This is a genomic window from Flavobacterium sp. CYK-55 (assembly GCF_018413465.1).
GTDB lineage: Bacteria > Bacteroidota > Bacteroidia > Flavobacteriales > Flavobacteriaceae > Flavobacterium.
In genome coordinates this window covers 20502-39123 of record NZ_JAHCDK010000010.1, presented here as the reverse complement: position 1 = coordinate 39123, position 18622 = coordinate 20502, and the positions used below count along the sequence as shown (strand labels likewise).

The following is an 18622-nucleotide window of genomic DNA, read 5'->3' as shown; positions in this document are numbered from 1 at the left end:
TTGATTTGTTATGATTTTATTAACGGTTTTGACACTGCATTAAAAAAAATATTATGCGCGCCTATAAATCAAAAGTTTTATTGCATTAATCACAATTATAAAAACAAAAAAGCGGGCAAAAAACCCGCTTATAAAAATCTTTTTTAAATAAATTTTATTCTACAGTAACTGATTTTGCCAAATTTCTTGGCTGATCTACATTACAACCGCGCATAACAGCAATGTGATAGGATAACAACTGAAGCGGAATAGTGGTCAACAATGGCGAAAGCGCATCTGACGATTCTGGAATCTCAATAACATAATCAGCCAAATCACGAACTTGAACATCGCCTTTGGTAACCACAGCAATGATTTTACCGCTACGCGATTTAATTTCTTGTATATTGCTCACAACCTTATCGTAGTGCCCTTGCTTAGGTGCGATAACTATAACCGGCATTTGTTCGTCAATCAAAGCAATTGGGCCATGCTTCATTTCAGCAGCTGGATATCCTTCAGCATGTATGTATGAAATTTCTTTTAGTTTGAGTGCGCCTTCAAGAGCTACCGGGAAGTTGTATCCACGACCTAGATAAAGGCAATTGGTGGCATCTTTAAATTTAGCCGCTATTTCTTTGGCTTTTTCGTTGGTTTCTAAAGCTTCTAAAACTTTATCCGGAATGATCTCAAGTTCTTGTAAATATCTGTGGAAGTCTGAATTTGAAAGCGTTCCTTTAGCCTTAGCCAAACGAAGCGCAATCATGGTAAGCACTGTAATTTGTGTGGTAAATGCCTTGGTCGATGCTACTCCGATTTCAGGTCCGGCATGTGTGTATGCTCCGGCATGTGTTTCACGTGATATAGATGAGCCAACCACATTACAAACTCCGAAGACAAAAGCACCTTGCTCCTTAGCTAATTTTATCGCAGCCAACGAATCGGCTGTTTCACCCGATTGTGAAATGGCAATAACCACATCACCTTTGTTGATGATTGGATTTCTGTATCTAAATTCTGAAGCATATTCAACCTCAACCGGAATACGGGCAAATTCTTCAATAATATATTCGGCCACTAAGCCTGCATGCCATGAAGTTCCACAGGCTACAATGAGAATTCTTTGTGCGTTGAGGAATTTTTCAATGTTATCTTCAACACCCGCCATTTGAATGATTCCTTGGTTGGCCAACAATCGCCCGCGGTAAGTATCTTTGATAACACTAGGTTGCTCATATATTTCTTTAAGCATAAAGTGATCATAACCACCTTTTTCAATTTGCTCCAAATTCATTTGAAGTTCTTGAACATAAGGATCAACGAGTGAATCATCTTTTATTTTTCGAATCTTTAACGGCTTGTGCAAACGAACAATAGCCATTTCTTCATCTTCTAGATATATTGCATTTGAAGTATATTCGATAAATGGTGATGCATCAGAAGCTATAAAAAATTCATCATTTCCAACACCAATCGCCAATGGACTTCCCAATCTGGCAACTACGATTTCATCTGGATTTGTTCGATCAAAAACACAGATCGCATAGGCGCCAACCACCTGATTAAGAGCCACTTGAACAGCTTTTCCGAGTTTGAGCTGATCTTTTTTCTGAACTTCCTCAATGAGATTTACCAATACTTCTGTATCAGTATCTGATTTAAAAGTATATCCTCGTTTAATGAGCTCTTTTTTGAGCGGTTCATAATTCTCGATGATTCCGTTGTGGATAATAGCCAAGTTGCCGGAATTTGACAAATGTGGATGTGAGTTAACATCATTAGGCACGCCGTGGGTCGCCCAACGCGTATGCCCCATTCCAATTGCTCCTTTAAGATCAATTTCTTTAGAAGACTTTTCTTCTAAATCAGAAACTTTACCCTTGGTTTTTGAAACTTTAAGATCTTGACCGCTGTACAACATAATGCCAGCGCTGTCATAACCTCGATACTCTAATCTTTTTAATCCTTTTATAATAATCGGATAGGCTTCTCTGTGCCCAATGTATCCTACAATTCCGCACATAATTTAGTTTTGTTTAGGTTTAGTAAAATATATTTTAAATTTAATCCTATCATCTTCAGGGATTACCGCATCGGTGCCATAAATGACAGTTCCCAATGGGCTCAAAACCGAAGCAGTCGGAATATATTTGATGCCAAATGTAGGAATTTCTGTTTTAAGTTTTTTATTATTTATCTCAGCTATGCTTTCGGTTACAACCAATCCTAACCGAACATTGGTTGAGTCTTCATTTTTGAGCAAGGCTCTGATATAATTAGTTAACCTTATTTTGTATTCATAGCCACGACCGTTTTGTTTTTTTATAATTCCTCCAAAAGTAGTTTTGGCATATTTTGGCTTTACAGCGGTTGTTTGGTCTGAATAATAATCGGCAATTGGTCTCTTGTTGGTCAGATCGTACAAATAAATTCTATTGGGTTCATTAACTGACGAAGACATCGCACCACTGTTTACTTTAAAAGTCAAACTGGCATCATTGACCAACCATTTTTTAGTTCTTAAGTTGTCTAATTCTGCAGAATTTCCGTTGGCATCGCGTCCAAACAAATCAATTATAGCCATTGAACCTTGACCTCCTTTTAAATAAATCATACCAGACTCAGGAATAGGATTAACAGGTTGGTTTTCAAGAAAATTTACCGAACGTCCAGAGAGGCTCATAACAATCGTCTTTTTAACTCGTTCACCGTCAGGTAAAGTTTTATCCTTAAGTTCTGTGTAATAAATGGTCAGATTGCTGGTTTCAGTAGAGTTTCCTTTTAAATTCAACATGGCCATACAACTCTGATATCCCGGAGCTTCTTCAACGGTAAAATACAATCCTCTGAAATACTCTTGAAAAGCGCTGTCATCTGACAACTTTCCGGCAGGGGCTTCCATAATTTTAGTTTTAAAAAAATTTTTATCTAATTTCAAACGAAGCCTCGGACTTTTATACGAAGGAGTTTCGACACCTTCTTCATCAGTAGTAATATTAATGACCTGTTTTTTATCAAAAAAGAATTCATCGTTTTGTGCCAAATCAGGAAACGTATTTAACTTTTGACCTTTTACTGCATCAAAGTCGTTTTTTTGATTGCTGTAGTATTTCTTTGTTTCGCCTGTTGGGCTATTCGGATCAACATTTTGCATAAAGAATTTTGACTCATAAACACTGAGTTTCATTTTCGAAATTTCGGGATCACCGTAGATAGAATCTAAAGTATAGGTGGCAAGTCCGGAAGTTTCTAAAGTTTCTCTTGTGGCAAAATACGGAATAGAAACAACCACGCTGTCAATTTCAGGCTGGTATAAAGGATCAATTACCGGTTTTGTATCAGGCAATCTTAACTGAAGAGCAAATGAAGCAGTAGTTTTACCAAAAACAGGATCATTGTATATCCCCAGAGCATTGATAGCCAAATCAGATGTTTCAACCGGACCTGTTTGTGGGTTATAAGCAGCAACTGAAAAGGTTTCTGGTTCGCCAACTTCAAAATTATCGCCGCCAATCATATCAGCTCCAAGTTCATTAAAATCGCTGTCGCATGAACCCAGCAGCAAAAAACCAAAACAAATGAAAAAACAAGGAAATAAAATTCTTTTGTACATGAATATCGGAAATTAAAGAAGCTCGTAAAAACGCGTATATGCTTCTGCAAATTGTTCTTTGGGAACGAAAGATAGAAAAGGTTTACCCGATGACTCTATATATTTTGTTAAACTTGCCGACAATTGGTCAGTAGCAACAATAACACCGTCTGAATGATCTACAGTTGCTTTCATCAAGTTCTCAAAACTAGGGTCAGATAAAGCTGAAACCGAAGCTTCTGGAACGCCGTCAAATTTGACTTTATTGATCATCTCTGCGTCTAATTGCCCTTCAAAAGATTGTGTGTAAACAGAAGTTACAATTTTGGTGTCGGCAAAAAGGGCTTCGTCTTTATAATAATGTTTCATGTAAATTGGAAGCATTGAAGCCAACCAGCCATGTACATGAATAATATCAGGCACCCAATTGAGTTTTTTAACGGTCTCAACTACGCCTTTGGCAAAAAAAATTGCACGCTCATCATTGTCAGGATACAAAGTGCCGTCTTCATCTGTGAAAGTCGCTTTTCGCTTAAAATATTCATCATTATCAATAAAATAAACCTGGATGCGCTCTTTAGGAATCGAAGCCACTTTAATAATGAGCGGCATATCTAAATCGTTCACTACCAAATTCATCCCTGACAATCTGATTACCTCATGTAGTTGATGTCTGCGTTCATTAATATTCCCGTATCTGGGCATGAAAATTCTGATCTGACCGCCACGATCATTGACCATTTTTGGCACATCATATGACATCATAGACACTTCATTCTCTGCCAAATAAGGCACTACCTCAGATGATACGTATAATATCCTCTTATCCTCCATAAGTAATTCACTATTGAGTAATTCTCGTCAAAAAACAGGCAAAAGTACAAAAATTTATGCTTGTATGAAGTAAAATCTTAAGTTTGCAGTCTATTTCAAGAAAGCTTCGATGAAAATATTCGAAAAACAATCCGATTTATCTTCCTTTTTAAAATCGGTTTCGAAGACACAAACCAGCATCGGTTTTGTTCCGACTATGGGTGCGTTGCACGAAGGACACTTGTCGCTTTTGCGCGAATCAATGACTCAAAACACTTATACTGTTATGAGTATTTTTGTAAACCCAACACAGTTTAATAATCCTGAAGACCTTGAAAAATATCCGCGAACACTTGATTCAGATGTGGCTAAAATAAAAACGGTTTCTCAAGACATCATTGTTTATGCTCCAACGGTTGATGACATCTATCAAGGTCAAACCCAGTCTGAACACTTTGATTTTGACGGCTTAGAAGCCCAAATGGAAGGACAGTTTCGTCCCGGCCATTACGATGGAGTGGGCACTGTTGTAAAGAAACTCTTTGAAATTGTCAACCCAAACAAGGCCTATTTTGGAGAAAAAGACTTTCAGCAATTACAGATTATCAAAAAAATGGTCGAGAAGCTCAAGATACCCGTTGAAATTATTGGTTGTCCGATTTTTCGAGAATCCAATGGTTTGGCTATGAGTTCGCGCAACCAACGCCTGAATGATGAACAAAAAAAACAAGCGGCTGTAATCTATAAAATTCTTAAAACTGCTAGAAGTAAATTTAAAAACAACAGCGCCCATGCTGTTCATCAATGGGTCGTGAGTAGTTTTGAAAAAATTCCTGAAATGAAACTTGAATATTTTCAGATTGCCGACGAATCGAGGTTGTTGCCTTGCATTCGAAAAAGTAAAAACAAAAAATACAGAGCTTTTATAGCGGTATTTATAGCACAAATCAGACTCATTGACACCGTTGCTCTATACTAAATTTTATGCAAATTGAAGTTTTAAAATCAAAAATACATCGCGTTCGCGTAACCGGTGCCGATTTGAATTACATCGGAAGTATTACCATTGACGAAAATCTAATGCAAGCCTCTAATATTATTGAAGGTGAAAAAGTATCGATTGTCAACATCAATAATGGCGAGCGCTTTGAAACTTATGCCATCAAAGGCAATCCTGATAGTGGAGAAATCGTGCTCAACGGACCAGCGGCTCGTAAAGTTCAAAAAGATGACATCATCATTATCATTTCATACGCGTTAATGGATTTTGAAGCCGCCAAAACCTTTCGCCCGTGGATTATTTTTCCGAATGAACAAACCAATTCACTGCGTTAATACTCCGTTGAAATGAGTGCCGAACCCAATCAAAACCAATCTGAAAACGAAGGATTCAAAGCAGCATTAACTCGTTGGTTTTCTATCGTTTTGCCTTTTTTGGTGGGTGCTTTTTTAGTGATATATACCTATTACAAATTCAATGATCAACAAATAGATCAGATAAAAAATTACTTCAAAACTGCTGACTATTTTTATATTTATTGTGCCGGGATTGTGGCTGTTTTAGGCAATGCTTCTCGGGCATATCGCTGGAAGTATTCACTCACTCAGTTGGGATACTCTTCAAGTTTTGCCAACAACTTTATGGCAGTGAGTATAGGCTATGTTTTGAATTTGACTATTCCAAAATCAGGTGAAGTTTCTCGAGCATTACTCATCAAAAAATACAACAACATTCCTTTTGACAAAGGCTTTGGAAGCATTGTTGCCGAACGGATTATTGATTTATTGGTTCTTTTAATGTTCATGCTTTGGGCTGTTTGGTTACAATTTGATTTGGTCAAAAAATTCATCCTTGACCAACTGCCTTTAGGTCAACTAATAACTCTTATGGTTTTGAGCACAACACTGTTAGCAATTGCGTTTTGGCTATATCGATATTCAAAATGGGGCTTTGTACATAGCATCCGAGATAAAATAAGCGGGTTACGCGACGGAGTTATGAGCGTCGTACACATGAAAAACAAAGGAGCTTATCTCTTACATACTTTTTTTATCTGGTTCTCATACTTATTGACTTTTTATCTGGCCATCTTTGTATTTCCAGAAACCGGTCATCTTCCTATAAATGCTGTAGCAAGCGCCTTTGTAGTGGGCAGTATTGCAATTGCCTTTACCAACAGTGGTTTTGGCTCTTATCCGTTTTTGATTGCAAAAATCCTAACCTTTTATTCAATTGCCGAAACTACAGGGCAGGCCTTTGGTTGGATTGTGTGGATATCACAAATGCTTGTAGTGGTTGCTTTGGGCGCTATTTCATTTATATTAATGCCCATCATGAACAGAAAAAAATAAATCACTATATTGCTGACTGTTTTTAAGCAACTAACACCTTCAGCAAAAAAATGAAAAAAATAGTTTTACTGCTTTGTGTTTTATACCAAATGAGCAGTTTTTCGCAAAAAATCACCGAAGAAGTTTTCTCTCCAAAACTCAATGAAAACCGTGAAATCACCATTAGCCTTCCAAATTCTTACTTAAAAAATACCAATCAAAAATATCCTTTGCTCGTCTTGCTTGACGGAGATTATTTATTTGATCCTTTTCAAGGAGCACTTAACTACGGTGCCTACTGGGACGATTTGCCTGAGGTAATTATTGTAGGTGTTTCGCAAAACAAAAACGACGAGCGTGTCGCTGACTGTACAACCAATGAAATAAGTGGCTTACCCGATGAAAAGGGCAATAAGTTTTTTGAATTTATTGGTATGGAGCTAGTTGGTTATCTCGAAAAAAAATACCGTATTGCTCCTTTTAAAATCATAGCCGGACACGATGTAACAGCTGGTTTTTTAAATTTTTTCCTGTATAAAGAAAAACCGTTGTTTGACGCCTATATTTCAATGAGTCCTGAACTTCCGGCAGGAATGGAAGAACATATTCCCAACCGCCTCAACACCCTTGAGCAAAACATTTACTACTATCAATCAACGGCTGACGGTGATTTGAAAAAAATGCAAGACCGCATCAAAACCTTAGATAAAGCGGTAAAAGAAATAAAAAAACCAAACCTTAATTATCAGTTCGACGAATTCAAAGGTGCTTCACATTATTCTCTGGTTTTGCACTCAATTCCGAATGCTTTGTATCAATTTTTTTCAGTGTATCAACCCATTTCTATGGCCGAATACAATGATAAAATAGCCGTTTTGTCTTCGGGTTATGTTGATTATTTATCCAAAAAATACGAAACCCTAGAAAAGTCATTAAGCCTAAAAATGAATATCCGAATCAATGATTTCAAAGCTATTGAAGCGGCTATTTTAAAAAACAAAGCTTATGAAGAGTTTGACAAACTAGCTGATTTAGCCCGCAAAAATTACCCAAAAACCATGTTAGCCGATTACGAATTGGGCTTGATGTACGAAAACATGGGTGATAACAAAAAGGCCGTAAAAGCCTATCAGGCAGCTTTTCAAAAAGAAGAAATCGGCGATTTGACCAAAGATATGATGCTCGACAAAGCAGACGAACTCAAAAACCAATAGGTTTTATGTCTAAAATAAAAACTGCCTTTTTTTGTCAGAGTTGCGGAACCCAATACGCCAAATGGCAAGGACAATGCAATGCTTGCAAAGCTTGGAACACCATTGTAGAAGAAATTGTCCAGAAAGAAGAGAAAACTTCCTGGCGAAGCAGTTCTGCAGAAACAAAAAAAACACCCCGCCCACTCAAAATTAAAGAAATTGACAGCGCACAAGAAGTGCGAATGAACACACTCGACGGTGAGCTCAATCGTGTTCTGGGCGGTGGTATTATTCCCGGATCGCTTATTTTATTGGGTGGAGAACCCGGAATCGGTAAAAGCACCTTATTGTTGCAAATCTCGCTCAAACTTCCGTACAGAACACTTTATGTTTCAGGAGAAGAAAGCCAAAAACAAATAAAAATGCGCGCTGAACGCATTACCGATAAAGCCGACAATTGCTATGTCCTGACCGAAACCAAAACGCAAAATATCTTCAAGCAAATTGAAGAAATCGAGCCTGAAATTGTCATCATTGATTCAATTCAAACGCTGCATACAGAATATATAGAAGCCTCGCCGGGTAGTATTTCACAAATTCGCGAAACCACCGCAGAGCTGATTAAATTTGCCAAAGAAACCAACATTCCGGTCATTTTGATTGGTCATATTACCAAAGACGGAACTATTGCCGGCCCTAAAATTCTCGAGCACATGGTTGATACGGTTTTGCAATTTGAAGGCGACCGAAATCACGTCTATCGAATTCTGCGATCGCTTAAAAATCGCTTTGGTTCTACTGCAGAATTGGGCATTTATGAAATGCTCGGCAGCGGATTGCGCGAAGTTTCAAATCCGTCAGAAATATTAATATCTCATCAAGATTCTGGATTATCAGGAACTGCAATCGCCTCAACACTTGAAGGATCGCGTCCGCTGATGATTGAAATTCAAGCGCTTGTAAGCACCGCTGTTTATGGAACGCCACAACGCAGCACCACCGGATACAACGCCAAAAGACTCAACATGATTTTGGCTGTGCTTGAAAAAAGAGCCGGTTTCAGACTGGCTGCCAAAGACGTTTTTCTCAACATTACCGGCGGCATCAATGTTGATGACCCAGCGATTGATTTGGCTGTTGTAGCCGCCATACTTTCATCAAACGAAGATATCCCTATTGAACAAGGTGTGTGTTTTGCAGGCGAAGTCGGACTCTCGGGTGAGATTCGTCCGGTGAACCGCATTGACCACCGCATACAAGAAGCCGAAAAATTGGGTTTTTCAACTATATTTGTTTCTAAGTACAACAAAATTTCGCACAAAAGCGCCATGATTCAAGTCAAATTGGTCTCTAAAATTGAAGACATTGCCAGCGAATTGTTTGGATAAAATATAAATCCAATGAAGAAAACCCGCAAAAAGAAAATTTTTCTTGCCCTAAAAATTTCCGCCGCTTTGTTGGTTGTGTTGATGATTTTGGCCATTGTATTTCGCGATTCGATTTTGCAAGAAGCCATCGCGCACATTTCTAAAAAAATGGATCGTGAATACGACAGTAAATTCTCTGTAAAACATGCCGAATTTACCGGAATTACGGGTGTTTCTATGCAAGGAATCATACTCAAACCCAAACATGCTGATACGCTCTTATCAATGTCCGATGTCAAAGCCGAAGTGAGTTTGTGGCATCTGTTCTTAGGCGACATTCAACTTACACATTTAGATGCGCGCAACGGATATTTGCAATTGATCAAAAATGAGAAAGGTTGGAACTTTAAATCTTTTCTACCCAAAAAAGATACGGTTGACACCGGTGAAAAAAGCAATTATGCCAAGCTGGCCTACAAACTACTCAACAAAGGTTTGAATTTGGTTCCGACAGATTTGAAACTTGCCCATTTAACCCTGCGCGTGAATGATCGAGGAAAGGCAGCTATGATGCGTTTGAACCAAATGATTTTGGTTGACAAACAACTTGAATCTTCTATTGAAGTTCGCACCAACACTTTTGCGCAACGTTGGAAGATTAAAGGTTTTGCCGATCCGCGCAACAAACAAACCGATTTGCGCTTTTTCAACCTCGACACCGGAAAAATCAAAGTTCCCTATTTTGACGAGCGCTACAATCTTCAGTCAAGTTTTGATTCGATTCGATTAAAGGTAACTGAAATTGAGATGGAAAGTGGAGAGTTACATATCAACGGATCAAGCTCAGTGCGCAATTTTACAATTAATCACCCGAAAATTGCCAGCAAAGATGTGGTCATCAAAAATGCGCGTCTGGACTACAAGTTTGTTTTAGGCGAAAACTTTATTGCGCTAGACAGCAGTTCAACAGCGGTTTTAAATAAAATTAAATGTCATCCGTATGTTTCTTATGACAATGAGTTTGATAAAATCTACACGCTCAAAGTCAAGATTCCTAAAATGAGTGCGCAAAACTTCATCACTTCATTACCCGAAGGATTGTTTACGCATTTTCAAGGCATGGAAGTGACCGGAAACTTTGATTACAAACTCAATTTAGCCATCAACAAAGACCATCCGAACAAAACCGTTTTTGACAGTCAGTTTAATAAAGAAAATCTCGAAATTCTCAAATACGGCGAAGCCAATCTAACCAAACTCAACGGACCGTTTATGTATCATGCCATCATCAACGGAATTGAACAACGCGGAGTCATGGTCGGGCCATCAAACCCGAATTACACACCTCTGAGTCAAATTTCACCTTACCTTAGAAAATGTGTTTTAACTACCGAAGACCCATCGTTTTTCTCACACAGAGGTTTTATCAAAGAAGCCTTCAAACAGTCAATTGTTAAGAATATCCGCACCCGTAAATTCTCACGCGGCGGCAGCACCATCAGCATGCAATTGATTAAAAATGCCTTTTTAACTCGGGAAAAAACACTCTCGCGCAAACTTGAAGAAATTTTGCTGGTGTATATCATGGAAAACAACCATATTGTAAGCAAAGAGCGCATGCTTGAGGTGTATTTCAACATCATTGAATGGGGTCCGAATGTATACGGAATTGGCGAAGCTGCACATTATTACTTTCAAAAACATCCTTCGCAACTCACTTTGAACGAGTGCTTGTATTTGGCCAATATTATTCCGAGTCCGCGCAGGTTTATGTATCAATTTAACACCGAAGGCAATCTGAGATCGTTTGCCACGAGTCGCGATGATCAATTAATTGGTTTAATGATGCGCCGCGGATTAATCAGCTCAGAAGACACAATCAACCGATTGCCCATTATGGTTTCAGGTCCGGCAAGATCTCTGATTAAAATTCGCGTGGATAATCCAACGGAAGCCGACACCATATCAAGTATTGAAGAGTTTGATTTTTAAGCAGTTCTGTCCTTGATTGTTGGTCTGTAATTTTAGGATTGCTATATTTACAACCTAAACATTCAATTCTAGTGCTATGAAAAAAATGATTTCGCTGATGCTTATCGGCCTTTCTGCATTATCTAATGCGCAAACTATCGGTTTAACCTCATTTGCCACAGGCTTTTCGGCTCCCATCGAAATCACGCATCCGGCGGGCGATTCGCGTTTGTTTGTGGTTCAAAAAGGTGGTTCAATTAAAATCTTAAATTTAAACGGAACAGTAAATCCAACCAACTTTTTGACCTTGCCTTCAGGAACCGTTTCAAATGGAGGTGAACAAGGTTTGTTGGGCTTAGCTTTCCATCCCAATTATGCCAATAACGGCTATTTTTATCTCAATTATACCAACACGGCTGGCGATACTGTGATTGCGAGATATGCTGTTAGTTCTGACCCAAACATTGCTAATCCAAACTCCGGCACTATTTTACTCACCATTGACCAACCTTTTACTAATCACAACGGGGGCACAATTCGTTTTGGTGCTGACGGCTATTTATATATTGGTATGGGCGATGGCGGAAGTGGTGGTGATCCGGGTAACCGTGCGCAAAACATCAATGAAAATTTAGGTAAGATGCTCCGCATTGATGTTGACGGAACGGCTCCATACGGAATTCCGGCCACCAATCCGTATGTTGGAATTGCCGGAAACGATGAAATTTGGGCTATTGGCTTGCGCAATCCCTGGAAATTTTCGTTTGATATGCTCAACAACGATTTATGGATAGCCGATGTTGGTCAAGATGCTTATGAAGAAGTAAACCATAGTCCTGCTCCGGTAGATCCGGGTTTAAACTATGGCTGGAAATGTTATGAAGCCAATAACGTGTACACTAATGGATGTGCCGTTTCAGGCACAACTTATACTTTTCCTGTAGCTCAATACAGCCATAGTGTGGGTTGTTCAATAACGGGAGGTTATGTTTACCGCGGTTCTACTTACCCAAATTTTTACGGCAAATACTTTATGGCTGATTATTGCTTTAATAAAATCGGAATGATTTCGGTGGGTTCGAGTACAATTACTTGGTCAAATACTTTCTCCGGAAACTTCTCAACCTTTGGACAAGACCTCAACGGAGAAATGTATATTGCGGGTATTACCAACGGAACAATTTATAAACTTATTGATACGTCTCAATTGGCCAATAATACCTTTGAAGCAAATGATTTACAAGTTTATCCTAATCCGGCAGGTGCAGAAGTTTTTGTCAAGTCTAAAAAATTAATATATCCGGCACAAGCCCAAATTTTTGACCTTGCCGGAAAGTTATTACACAGCCAAAACATTACTGAAACCGAGCAATCAGTAAACACTTCATCATTATCAAGTGGAGTTTATTTGATGCGAATTCAAGGAAAAGACCAAAAACAATGGCAATCAAAACTAACCATTCAATAAATAAAAAGGGCTCCAAAACGGAGCCCTTTTCTATTACATTTGATTCAACATTTTGGATATCTCGTCGAGTTTAGGGGTCAAGATAATTTCAATACGGCGATTCTTGGCTTTTCCGTCAGCGGTATTGTTGCTTGATATCGGCGCATATTCACTACGGCCCGCTGCTGTTAAATTCTGCGGATTGATGCTTTTGTTCTCGGCCAAAATATTGACAATTACTGTGGCGCGTTTGGTTGATAAATCCCAGTTGTCGGCAATCGGACCTGAACCATTATAAGCGTCGTCGTCGGTGTGGCCTTCAATGAGCACTGAAATATCGGGGTTGGCAGCCAATACTTTACCTACTTCAACCACAGCACGGCGCCCTTCAGAGCCTACGGCCCAACTTCCGGAGCTAAACAATAATTTGTTTTCCATGGATACGTAGACTTTTCCGTTTTTTTGATGAACCGTGAGTCCTTTACCTTCAAAACTGTTGAGCGCGCTCGATAAAGTTTCTTTGAGTTTGCGCATGCTGGCATCTTTGGCGGCCATCAAGTTTTCAAGCTCGGTGAGGCGCTCAGAGCTGGCTTGCAAATCAGCTTTGAGTTTATTGAGTCGAGATTGTTCATTGGCCAAGGCTCTTTCTTTGGCTTTGAGTTCGTCAAGCAAATCGCGGTTTTTGGCCATGTTGGCTTGCAAAGCATCGTTGCTGTTTTTCTCTAAGGCGTCATAAGATGACTGAAGCGCTTTGAGGTTGTTGCTCGCCGAGGTATAATCGGCCATGTTGCGATCACGCTCTAGCTTGGTTGTATTGAGTTCATCTTTGAGTGCGTTGTAAGCCATGTCTAAATCGGCTTTGGTTTTGACGCAATCATCGTTTTCATCTTGCAGACGACGGTTTTCTTTTTTGAGGTCGGCGTATTTGCTTTCAAGGTCTTGATACACTTTTTTGGTCACACACGATGAAGTGAGTACCAGTAGGCCGAGTAATAGGGTTGCGGTTTGTTTCATATTTTAGGGTGATTCAAATGATTCATTTTTGATGGATGCCCTAGCCCTGATCGAAGCGGTTATCCTTTTGGGTTGGGGTTCAACCCAAAAGATAGTAGCGCAGAGCAGGTTCTTGGCTTCTAACTAATTTCAACGGTTGTGGGGCAATGATCAGAATGCTTGGCTTCGGGTAAAATGAGCGCTCGCTTGATGCGTGATCGCAACGGCTCGCTGACCAAGCAATAATCAATACGCCAACCTTTGTTGTTGCCGCGCGCACCGGCACGATAGCTCCACCAAGTATAGTTGTGCGGTTCTGGGTTGAGCATTCTAAAACTGTCAATAAAGCCCGATTTCATAAAGCCGTCGAGCCAAGCGCGCTCTTCTGGCAAAAAGCCTGAAACGGTTTTGTTTCGCACCGGATCGTGGATGTCAATAGCCTCGTGACAAATGTTGTAATCGCCGCAGATAATCAGGTTGGGAATGGTTTTTTTGAGCTCGCTGATGTAGTTCTGAAAATCGTCCATATACATGAACTTGTGGTCAAGCCGATCAATATTGGTGCCCGAAGGCAAATACAAACTCATGACCGAGAAATCTTCAAAATCAACGCGCAAGTTGCGGCCTTCAAAATCCATGTGCTCTATGCCGGTTCCGAAAACTACATTTTTGGGCTGAACTTTTGACAAAATCGCCACGCCACTGTAGCCTTTTTTTTGCGCCGGAAACCAATAGTGATAAGGGTAACCTGCGAGTTCTATATCAAGCGTTGGAATTTGATCGGGTGTTGCTTTGATTTCTTGCAGGCAAATTACATCGGGGTCTGCCGCTTGCAACCAATGGATGAATCCTTTAGAAATAGCAGCCCGAATACCGTTGACATTGTATGAAATTATCTTCATGATTGGCTTTTGAAATGAGCGTTTCAAAAGTAATAAAAATGTGCCGAGGAAATTCAACAAAAGCCTTTCAAAGTAGAGTTTTTTGCTATCTTTGTTTCCGGCTCAATCAATTTAAAATTTATTCATGGGATTAGTTACCGCTAAAGAAGTTGCCAAGGCGATCAATGTCGATAAATACGGCGTTTTGGGCACTTTTATTGGTTGGTTGCTCATGAAGGTTTTGAAGATTTCAACCCTGAATAAAATTTACGACCGCAACAAGCATTTGCGCGATTTAGATTTTCTGAATGCCATTTTGGATGAGTTTCAGATTAAATTTGAAATTCCTGAAGAAGACCTCAAGCGCTTGCCCAAAGACGGCGCATACATTACCATTTCAAACCATCCGCTGGGAGGAATTGACGGCATATTGCTCTTGAAACTCATGCTCGAGCGCGAACCGAATTTCAAGATCATCGCCAACTTTTTGTTGCACCGTATTGATCCGATGAAACCGTATATCATGCCGGTGAATCCGTTTGAAAACCACAAAGATGCCAAATCAAGCGTGGTGGGCATCAAAGAAACGCTGCGCCATTTGAGCGACGGAAAACCTTTGGGTATGTTTCCGGCCGGTGAAGTTTCAACCTATAAAGACGGAAAGCTTGTGGTTGATAAAACCTGGGAAGAAGGCGCGATTAAAGTGATTCGCAAAGCGCAAGTTCCGGTGGTTCCGATTTATTTTCACGCCAAAAACAGCCGTTTGTTTTACTTTTTGTCCAGCTTGAATTCAACTTTGCGCACGGCCAAATTGCCTTCGGAATTACTAACCCAAAAAGACCGTGTAATTAAAGTCCGCATCGGAAAGCCTATTTTGGTGACCGAGCAAAACGAGCATAAAACTATAGAGGAATATTCAGAATTTTTGCGCAAGAAAACCTATATGTTGGCCAATTCATTTGATGATGAAGACCACAACTTTCTATCGGCTACAAATCTCAATCAGTTAAAACTACCGCGCAGTCCAAAGCAAATTGCCACACCGGCCAACCGCGAGAAAATGGCGGCTGAAGTTGAAAATTTGCGCCATTCTGACTCTCGACTAACTGTGAGCAAAAACTATGAAGTATTCTTTACCGAAGCGCATAAAATTCCGAACATCTTGCACGAAATTGGGCGTTTGCGCGAGGTGACTTTCAGAGAAATAGGCGAAGGAACCAACAACTCTATTGACCTCGATAAATACGATGAATATTATCACCACATGTTTTTGTGGGATGAAGAAAACCAACAAATTGCAGGCGCTTATCGTATGGGCTTGGGTTCTGAGATTTTTGCCAAACACGGAATTTCGGGGTTTTATTTGCAGGAATTGTTCAGATTTGAGCCTGAGTTGTTCGATATGATGAGCAAATCTATTGAGATGGGACGCGCGTTCATCACCAAAGAATATCAGCAAAAACCCATGCCGCTATTTTTGCTTTGGAAAGGCATTGTGCATACTACTTTGCGCCATCCGGAGCACCGTTATTTGATTGGCGGGGTGAGCATCAGCAATCAGTTTACGGAGTTTTCAAAATCGCTGATGATTGAGTTTATGAAATCGCATTATTATGATCCGTATGTGGCGCAATATGTATATCCGAAAAAGGAATACAAAGTAAAACTCAAAGATGCCGACAAGGATTTTGTATTTGAAGAAGCCGAAGCCGATTTGAATAAATTCGATAAAATTATTGATGAAATCGAGCCGGGCACTTTGCGTTTGCCGGTGCTGATTAAAAAATACATCAAACAAAATGCACGCGTGATTGCTTTTAATGTGGATCCGTTGTTTAACAATGCCGTAGACGGCTTGATGTATATTCGCATTGCCGACTTGCCCGAAAGTACTGTAAAACCGGTTATGGAAGAATTTCAGGCAGAACTTGAGCGCAAACTCGCTGAGAAAGGCGAATAATTATTCTTTAATACGCCACGGCGGATTGAGCCTATTCTGTCCGGCATAATACAAAATAAGTTGATGACCATCCGTATCTTTTAACCGAGCCTCACGCCAAAGCCACGGTTTATCATTGGGCAATTCTTCAAAATCAAACCCTTGTTTTTGCAATTCATGGACTTTTTGATCGAGGTTTTCGATTTCAAAATAAATCCAACAACCAGAATTTATTAGGCCTTCAGCTAAATGCAAAGAAAATGTAGTTGACCCATCAGCACAAGCAAAACGAGCATAATGTGGCCGTGACAACACTATGAGTTGAAGCCCTAATTTCTGATAAAAAGCAACCGAACGTTCAAGTTCAGCTACCGGAATGGTAAGTTGATTGAGGTTCATCAAAGCCAATCTTAAAACCAGCCTTTTTTGTTTACCTGATACATTTGGTAAAACTCTTCATCGGTTTTGGTCAAGTAAATAATTCCTTCGATAAGACCAATCAAACTTCCGGCAATTCCACAGGTAATGATGCTAAAAACAATTTGCAGAATTCCTTCAGTCGTGTATCCTAAAACGAATTTATGTACGCCTAATCCGCCTAATAAAATGGCGAGAATTCCGGCCGCTACCTTTTTGTTATCAGGGCGATATTGGGGTTGCGGTTCAGGTTGCGGTTGGTTCCACGCTTCGAATTTTTGGTCTTCCATGATGTTTGTTTTAAAGTTAGTGTCATAAAAGTAAAAAAAGTTTTATAAAAATGCGCGGTCATTGGCTTGCCAAAGTTCAATTTTATTTCCTTCGGGGTCGAGTATCCATGCAAATTGGCCGTAATCAAAACTTTGCGGCTCACCCACAACGGTTATTCCTGAGGATTTTAATTGACTGAGCAAACCTTCTAAATCATTCACGCGATAGTTGAGCATCAGCGGCGCTTGGCTCGGTTCAAAATATTGACTATCGTTGGCAAACAGAGACCATTGCGTCATGGCATCATGGCCTTGAACGTCTTTCCACCAAAACGAACAACCGTATTCATCCACCGGAAAACCCAAATGTTCGGCATACCAAGCTTTGAGTTCTGCAGGGTTTTTAGCTTTAAAAAACACACCGCCAATTCCGGTCACTTTAGGTTTTGGAATCTCTGTAGAAGATTGATGAAAAATGAGCGCTTTGATTTTATCGACAATCACTTGCGCTAATCGTTCGTGGCTTTCAAAAGTCCAGCCGGCAATATGAGGTGTGAGCAAAACATTCGACCCTTGGAGCAAATACTGATAAGGCTCGGGCAATGCATCGCTGTTTAAAGTTTCAAATGAAAGGTTTTCATATTCGATTACATCTAGGCCTGCCCCTATGATTTTTCCGGATTTAAGCGCCGAAACCAAATCAGCAGTAACCACATTTTTGCCGCGCGAGGTATTGATGAGCCAAAATGGTTTGGCAAAAGCATGAATGAATTCAGCATTGACTAGGCCATTGGTCTCAGGTGTCCACGGAATGTGCAAACTCAAAACATCGGCTTTTTGTTGCAGCTCTTCAAGTGAAACTTGCTTCGCATTGGCATCGCCCACATGCTCTTGTATATCGTAACACAAAACCTCCACATCAAAGCCGCGCAGCTTTTTGGCGAAGGATTTCCCCATATTTCCATACCCAATAATCCCGACGGTTTTGCCATCGAGTTCGTGCCCGCGGTTGCCTTCGCGCTGTCGCTGACCTTGACGGATTTGCGTATCGGCTTGATTGAGGTGATTCATCAGGGAAAGCAACATGCCCAAAGCGTGTTCGCCCACAGCATTTCGGTTACCTTCGGGCGCAGCAATGAGCGCGATGTTGTGCTCGGCGGCAGCTTCGGCATCAATGCTTTCAAGGCCAGCGCCCACACGCGCAATGAATTTGAGTTGCGTGGCTTTTTCTAAAAAAGCGCGGTCAAGGACAAATCGACTGCGGATGACAATGCCGTGATACTCGTGGATTTTGGCGGCCACTTCGGCTTTGGTTGACGTGTAATCTTGATGGTTTTCACAGCCTAAATCTTGCAACTGTTGCCACAAAGTTGGATGGTTGCTATCGAGGTGAAGAATCTTGAAATCTTGAACTAAAGCCATGTATTTTT

Annotated in this window: 16 protein-coding genes and 1 pseudogene; 8 read left to right on the top strand and 9 right to left on the bottom strand. The window is 40.2% G+C overall.

Annotated features, from left to right (window positions below; translation table 11 throughout):
- Positions 1–154: 154 nt before the first annotated feature.
- The 3 genes from glmS to KIH23_RS10860 are packed head-to-tail and all read right to left on the bottom strand — an operon-like array spanning position 155 to position 4405.
- Complete coding sequence (gene glmS / locus KIH23_RS10870) at positions 155–2002, bottom strand: glutamine--fructose-6-phosphate transaminase (isomerizing) (RefSeq protein WP_213213517.1); 1848 nt, start codon at positions 2000–2002, stop codon at positions 155–157.
- A gap of 3 nt (positions 2003–2005) precedes the next feature.
- Positions 2006–3592 (bottom strand): DUF4270 domain-containing protein, encoded by a 1587-nt coding sequence (locus KIH23_RS10865; protein WP_213213516.1) that lies wholly within the window; start codon positions 3590–3592, stop codon positions 2006–2008.
- 12 nt (positions 3593–3604) lie between these two features.
- Positions 3605–4405 carry a glycogen/starch synthase gene (locus KIH23_RS10860; protein ID WP_213213515.1) on the bottom strand — a complete coding sequence of 267 codons (801 nt, stop codon included), beginning with the start codon at positions 4403–4405 and terminating at the stop codon, positions 3605–3607.
- Positions 4406–4514: 109 nt separating this feature from the next.
- On the opposite strand from KIH23_RS10860, the gene panC reads away from it, so the two are divergent.
- The 7 genes from panC to KIH23_RS10825 all read left to right on the top strand — a co-directional run bounded on the left by panC (position 4515) and on the right by KIH23_RS10825 (position 12714).
- Positions 4515–5363: a pantoate--beta-alanine ligase gene (gene panC, locus KIH23_RS10855; RefSeq protein WP_213213514.1), complete on the top strand. Its 849-nt coding sequence runs from the start codon at positions 4515–4517 to the stop codon at positions 5361–5363.
- A gap of 5 nt (positions 5364–5368) precedes the next feature.
- Positions 5369–5719: an aspartate 1-decarboxylase gene (panD, locus tag KIH23_RS10850; RefSeq protein ID WP_213213513.1), complete on the top strand. Its 351-nt coding sequence runs from the start codon at positions 5369–5371 to the stop codon at positions 5717–5719.
- A 12-nt stretch (positions 5720–5731) separates the two neighbouring features.
- Positions 5732–6736: a lysylphosphatidylglycerol synthase transmembrane domain-containing protein gene (locus KIH23_RS10845; RefSeq protein ID WP_213213512.1), complete on the top strand. Its 1005-nt coding sequence runs from the start codon at positions 5732–5734 to the stop codon at positions 6734–6736.
- Between the two features lie 50 nt (positions 6737–6786).
- Positions 6787–7929, top strand: a complete 1143-nt coding sequence (locus tag KIH23_RS10840) for an alpha/beta hydrolase-fold protein (RefSeq protein ID WP_213213511.1) — start codon at positions 6787–6789, stop codon at positions 7927–7929.
- A gap of 5 nt (positions 7930–7934) precedes the next feature.
- Positions 7935–9296 (top strand): DNA repair protein RadA, encoded by a 1362-nt coding sequence (radA, locus tag KIH23_RS10835; protein ID WP_213213510.1) that lies wholly within the window; start codon positions 7935–7937, stop codon positions 9294–9296.
- A 12-nt stretch (positions 9297–9308) separates the two neighbouring features.
- On the top strand, positions 9309–11267 hold the full coding sequence (locus tag KIH23_RS10830) for a transglycosylase domain-containing protein (protein ID WP_213213509.1): 1959 nt from the start codon (positions 9309–9311) through the stop codon (positions 11265–11267).
- A 76-nt stretch (positions 11268–11343) separates the two neighbouring features.
- Complete coding sequence (locus tag KIH23_RS10825; RefSeq protein ID WP_213213508.1) at positions 11344–12714, top strand: PQQ-dependent sugar dehydrogenase; 1371 nt, start codon at positions 11344–11346, stop codon at positions 12712–12714.
- Positions 12715–12747: 33 nt separating this feature from the next.
- Here KIH23_RS10825 and KIH23_RS10820 read toward each other — a convergent pair whose 3' ends face one another.
- Positions 12748–13707 carry an OmpA family protein gene (locus tag KIH23_RS10820; protein WP_213213507.1) on the bottom strand — a complete coding sequence of 320 codons (960 nt, stop codon included), beginning with the start codon at positions 13705–13707 and terminating at the stop codon, positions 12748–12750.
- Between the two features lie 119 nt (positions 13708–13826).
- The gene (locus KIH23_RS10815) at positions 13827–14588 is read right to left on the bottom strand and encodes an exodeoxyribonuclease III (protein WP_213213506.1); all 762 of its coding nucleotides are present in this window, start codon (positions 14586–14588) and stop codon (positions 13827–13829) included.
- 124 nt (positions 14589–14712) lie between these two features.
- Here KIH23_RS10815 and KIH23_RS10810 point away from each other — a divergent pair, with 124 nt between their 5' ends.
- Positions 14713–16527, top strand: coding sequence for a GNAT family N-acyltransferase (locus tag KIH23_RS10810; protein ID WP_213213505.1), 1815 nt, complete (start codon positions 14713–14715; stop codon positions 16525–16527).
- On the opposite strand, the gene KIH23_RS10805 is transcribed toward KIH23_RS10810, so the two are convergent.
- From KIH23_RS10805 to KIH23_RS10795, 4 genes and pseudogenes are all read right to left on the bottom strand, one after another.
- On the bottom strand, positions 16528–16905 hold the full coding sequence (locus KIH23_RS10805; RefSeq protein ID WP_213213504.1) for a VOC family protein: 378 nt from the start codon (positions 16903–16905) through the stop codon (positions 16528–16530). It abuts the gene before it with no gap.
- Positions 16906–16916: 11 nt separating this feature from the next.
- Positions 16917–17213, bottom strand: coding sequence for a TM2 domain-containing protein (locus KIH23_RS10800; RefSeq protein ID WP_213213503.1), 297 nt, complete (start codon positions 17211–17213; stop codon positions 16917–16919).
- A gap of 42 nt (positions 17214–17255) precedes the next feature.
- Entirely contained in the window at positions 17256–17612 is a 357-nt protein-coding gene (locus KIH23_RS13760; protein WP_317197038.1) for a VOC family protein, read from the bottom strand.
- A 57-nt stretch (positions 17613–17669) separates the two neighbouring features.
- Positions 17670–18614, bottom strand: a pseudogene (locus tag KIH23_RS10795) (2-hydroxyacid dehydrogenase); the annotation flags it as partial.
- Positions 18615–18622 lie beyond the last annotated feature (8 nt).

Coding starts and splice junctions, on each gene's coding strand:
- glmS (WP_213213517.1), bottom strand. CDS start 2,002: ATGTGCGGAATTGTAGGATACATTGGGCACAGAGAAGCCTATCCGATT.
- KIH23_RS10865 (WP_213213516.1), bottom strand. CDS start 3,592: ATGTACAAAAGAATTTTATTTCCTTGTTTTTTCATTTGTTTTGGTTTT.
- KIH23_RS10860 (WP_213213515.1), bottom strand. CDS start 4,405: ATGGAGGATAAGAGGATATTATACGTATCATCTGAGGTAGTGCCTTAT.
- panC (WP_213213514.1), top strand. CDS start 4,515: ATGAAAATATTCGAAAAACAATCCGATTTATCTTCCTTTTTAAAATCG.
- panD (WP_213213513.1), top strand. CDS start 5,369: ATGCAAATTGAAGTTTTAAAATCAAAAATACATCGCGTTCGCGTAACC.
- KIH23_RS10845 (WP_213213512.1), top strand. CDS start 5,732: ATGAGTGCCGAACCCAATCAAAACCAATCTGAAAACGAAGGATTCAAA.
- KIH23_RS10840 (WP_213213511.1), top strand. CDS start 6,787: ATGAAAAAAATAGTTTTACTGCTTTGTGTTTTATACCAAATGAGCAGT.
- radA (WP_213213510.1), top strand. CDS start 7,935: ATGTCTAAAATAAAAACTGCCTTTTTTTGTCAGAGTTGCGGAACCCAA.
- KIH23_RS10830 (WP_213213509.1), top strand. CDS start 9,309: ATGAAGAAAACCCGCAAAAAGAAAATTTTTCTTGCCCTAAAAATTTCC.
- KIH23_RS10825 (WP_213213508.1), top strand. CDS start 11,344: ATGAAAAAAATGATTTCGCTGATGCTTATCGGCCTTTCTGCATTATCT.
- KIH23_RS10820 (WP_213213507.1), bottom strand. CDS start 13,707: ATGAAACAAACCGCAACCCTATTACTCGGCCTACTGGTACTCACTTCA.
- KIH23_RS10815 (WP_213213506.1), bottom strand. CDS start 14,588: ATGAAGATAATTTCATACAATGTCAACGGTATTCGGGCTGCTATTTCT.
- KIH23_RS10810 (WP_213213505.1), top strand. CDS start 14,713: ATGGGATTAGTTACCGCTAAAGAAGTTGCCAAGGCGATCAATGTCGAT.
- KIH23_RS10805 (WP_213213504.1), bottom strand. CDS start 16,905: ATGAACCTCAATCAACTTACCATTCCGGTAGCTGAACTTGAACGTTCG.
- KIH23_RS10800 (WP_213213503.1), bottom strand. CDS start 17,213: ATGGAAGACCAAAAATTCGAAGCGTGGAACCAACCGCAACCTGAACCG.